This window comes from Clostridium sp. HCP1S3_C6, from assembly GCF_052066735.1.
Lineage (GTDB): Bacteria > Bacillota > Clostridia > Clostridiales > Clostridiaceae > Clostridium.
Map to the genome: position 1 here is coordinate 1 of NZ_JBQHRN010000069.1, position 1,053 is coordinate 1,053.

1 protein-coding gene is annotated in these 1,053 nt (G+C 24.3%); it reads right to left on the reverse strand.

Annotation, left to right across the window (positions count from 1 at the left end; translation table 11 throughout):
• Positions 1-244: 244 nt before the first annotated feature.
• Positions 245-649 carry a four helix bundle protein gene (locus ACTNAO_RS12755; protein ID WP_441027899.1) on the reverse strand — a complete coding sequence of 135 codons (405 nt, stop codon included), beginning with the start codon at positions 647-649 and terminating at the stop codon, positions 245-247.
• Positions 650-1,053 lie beyond the last annotated feature (404 nt).

Genomic DNA, 1,053 nt, shown 5'->3' on the forward strand with positions numbered 1-1,053 from the left:
GTGTGGGATCAAATATTTGTATTATTAAGCTTTCTATTTTTCATCATTTATAAATTAGGTTAATTAATAATTAAGGATTAATAATTAAGAATTGAGGATATTTTTACTCCTGCGTCGCAAAAATTTTAATTTTATATTACATGAGTGGCCAAGCTAAAATTTCAAGGCTTACACTTAAACTTGCAAAAGAGATAGGATATCCTGTAATGAGTGACCAAGTTCTTTTATATAGTACAAATAATCATTAGTTTTCTATATCTCTAATATTATATTCAATTTGTTTGTTTATTTTTTCTCTTTTTAAAGATGATTTAGTAGTAATTATTATAGAATTTAGTATTCTTATTATTTCATTACATTTTTCAATTAATTCAATATGTTCTGTTTCATCTATAAAATTACCTCTAAAAAGTAAGTTTAGCCAATATTCTGTTTCGCCAGCTTCTCTAAAAGCAATAACACATCTATATAAAAAGTCTTTCTTACTGTATGATTTAATTGCTTCATTCATATTAGCACCTATACTTGTAGCTGATCTTAAAAGTTGTTTTGATAAAACATATTCTTTATTGTTAATCATATTTTTATACAAATTTATAATATCTATGGAAAAATCAAAGGACTTCTCTAATATGATGTTATTTTTCATTTTATTACCTCATTTATGCTTTTATTTTAAGTATTAACAATTTGCACTTTTTTAATCACTTGATTTTAAGGTTAGACTCAAATATTTGTTTAATTAAGCTTTTTTATCATTTATCACTTATAACTTTGGTAATTAATAATTAAGGATTAATAATTAAGAATTCAGGACATTTTTGCTCCTTGCCTCGCAAAAATTTTAATTTTACATATATGAGTGGACAAGCTACAATTTCAACGCTTACACTAAATCCTATATAAAACCTAATTATGCTAATGCTTTGGGTTTAGCTATAACAATTCTTAATTATCTCCTATGGAGATTGGCTTTTAAGCATAGCAAAAAAGCCACTTAATTATTAATTCTTAATTTCAGAGCTAGATTTGCAGCTTAATTAAAACTTCAAC

Coding starts and splice junctions, on each gene's coding strand:
- ACTNAO_RS12755 (WP_441027899.1), bottom strand. CDS start 649: ATGAAAAATAACATCATATTAGAGAAGTCCTTTGATTTTTCCATAGAT.